This is a genomic window from Frigidibacter oleivorans (genome assembly GCF_003993775.1).
Lineage (GTDB): Bacteria > Pseudomonadota > Alphaproteobacteria > Rhodobacterales > Rhodobacteraceae > Frigidibacter > Frigidibacter oleivorans.
This window is the reverse complement of the sequence record NZ_RJRZ01000032.1, coordinates 1-2,500: the sequence shown is the minus strand read 5'-3', so window position 1 is coordinate 2,500 and position 2,500 is coordinate 1. Positions and strand designations below refer to the sequence as shown.

Sequence of the window (2,500 nt, the reverse complement as noted above, 5' to 3'; positions counted from 1 at the left end):
ACCCGAAACCAGATGATCTAGCCATGGCCAGGATGAAGACAGGGTAACACCTGTTGGAGGTCCGAACCCACACCTGTTGAAAAAGGTCGGGATGAGCTGTGGCTAGGGGTGAAAGGCCAATCAAATCTGGAGATAGCTGGTTCTCCGCGAAAGCTATTTAGGTAGCGCCTCGGACGAATACCTCGGGGGGTAGAGCACTGGATGGGTGATGGGGTCCCACAGACTTACTGAGCCTAACCAAACTCCGAATACCCGAGAGTACTATCCGGGAGACAGACGGCGGGTGCTAACGTCCGTCGTCAAGAGGGAAACAACCCTGACCAACAGCTAAGGCCCCCAATTCGTGGCTAAGTGGGAAAGCATGTGGGACGACCAAAACAACCAGGAGGTTGGCTTAGAAGCAGCCATCCTTTAAAGATAGCGTAACAGCTCACTGGTCTAGACAAGTTGTCCTGCGGCGAAGATGTAACGGGGCTCAAGCCACGAGCCGAAGCTTTGGGTGCACGCAAGTGCGCGGTAGCGGAGCGTTCCGTGATATAGCTCCATCCGACTTCTGCCTTTCCCCGGGACACCGGAGGAAGGTGCCGGTCGGAAGGAGCTGACTGTGAAGCCGGGCCGTAAGGCATCCGGTGGAGTGATCGGAAGCGAGAATGTTGACATGAGTAGCGACAAACAGGGTGAGAGACCCTGTCGCCGAAAGTCCAAGGGTTCCTGCTTAAAGCTAATCTGAGCAGGGTAAGCCGGCCCCTAAGGCGAGGCCGAAAGGCGTAGTCGATGGGAACCAGGTTAATATTCCTGGGCCAGGAGGATGTGACGGATCTTTACTGTAGTTCGGTCTTAACGGATTGACCGGGCTGCTGCGAGGTCCCTGGAAATAGCCCTCCATCAGACCGTACCCTAAACCGACACAGGTGGACTGGTAGAGAATACCAAGGCGCTTGAGAGAACCACGTTAAAGGAACTCGGCAAAATGCCTCCGTAAGTTCGCGAGAAGGAGGCCCGGTTCGTGGGCAACCATGGGCCGGGGGCACAAACTAGGGGGTGGCGACTGTTTACTTAAAACACAGGGCTCTGCGAAGCCGCAAGGCGACGTATAGGGTCTGACGCCTGCCCGGTGCTGGAAGGTTAAAAGGAGGGGTGCAAGCTCCGAATTGAAGCCCCAGTAAACGGCGGCCGTAACTATAACGGTCCTAAGGTAGCGAAATTCCTTGTCGGGTAAGTTCCGACCTGCACGAATGGCGTAACGACCTCCCCGCTGTCTCTAACGTGGACTCAGCGAAATTGAACTGTGTGTCAAGATGCACACTACCCGCGGTTAGACGGAAAGACCCCATGAACCTTTACTCTAGCTTTGCACTGGCATCAGGATTGTGATGTGCAGGATAGGTGGTAGGCTTTGAAACCGGGACGCCAGTTCCGGTGGAGCCACCCTTGAGATACCACCCTTCGCACTCTTGATGTCTAACCGCGGCCCGTTATCCGGGTCCGGGACCATGCATGGTGGGGAGTTTGACTGGGGCGGTCGCCTCCCAAATCGTAACGGAGGCGCGCGAAGGTTGGCTCAGAGCGGTCGGAAATCGCTCGTTGAGTGCAATGGCAGAAGCCAGCCTGACTGCAAGACTGACAAGTCGAGCAGAGACGAAAGTCGGCCATAGTGATCCGGTGGTCCCAAGTGGGAGGGCCATCGCTCAACGGATAAAAGGTACTCTGGGGATAACAGGCTGATGATGCCCAAGAGTCCATATCGACGGCATCGTTTGGCACCTCGATGTCGGCTCATCTCATCCTGGGGCTGGAGCAGGTCCCAAGGGTATGGCTGTTCGCCATTTAAAGAGGTACGTGAGCTGGGTTTAGAACGTCGTGAGACAGTTCGGTCCCTATCTGCCGTGGGTGTAGGAGACTTGCGAAGAGTTGCCCCTAGTACGAGAGGACCGGGGTGAACGTTCCACTGGTGGACCAGTTGTCGTGCCAACGGCAGTGCTGGGTAGCTATGAACGGACAGGATAACCGCTGAAGGCATCTAAGCGGGAAGCCCCCTTCAAAACCAGGTCTCCCTTGAGGGCCGTGGTAGACGACCACGTCGATAGGCCGGAGGTGTAAGCGCAGCAATGCGTTCAGCTGACCGGTACTAATTGCCCGATTGGCTTGATCCGATCCAGAAACAGCAGGATCAAGACCGCATGCAAAAACCTGGACAACGACAAAACGCTGATGTGCTTCTTCCTCGGTTTGGTGGTCATAGCGCGAGCAAAACACCCGATCCCATTCCGAACTCGGCCGTTAAGTGCCGCCGCGCCAATGGTACTGCGTCTCAAGACGTGGGAGAGTAGGTCGCCGCCAAACCTAGAAAGAAGCACAAGACAAGCTCTCGACACGAAACAAACCAGACAATCCACGCCGCAAAACAATGCGGCACCGGCGCGGGATGGAGCAGCCCGGTAGCTCGTCAGGCTCATAACCTGAAGGTCGCAGGTTCAAATCCTGCTCCCGCAACCAGAAT

The 2,500-nt window shown here is 56.1% G+C and carries 1 tRNA gene and 2 rRNA genes (1 of these 3 cut by a window edge); all 3 read left to right on the top strand.

The features are described from left to right. Positions 1-2,153, top strand: a 23S ribosomal RNA gene (locus EEY80_RS19855) (it extends 690 nt beyond the left edge of the window). Between the two features lie 75 nt (positions 2,154-2,228). Beyond that, positions 2,229-2,343: ribosomal RNA gene (rrf, locus tag EEY80_RS19850) — 5S ribosomal RNA — on the top strand. Between the two features lie 76 nt (positions 2,344-2,419). Continuing rightward, positions 2,420-2,496, top strand: a tRNA-Met gene (locus EEY80_RS19845). Positions 2,497-2,500: the final 4 nt, after the last annotated feature.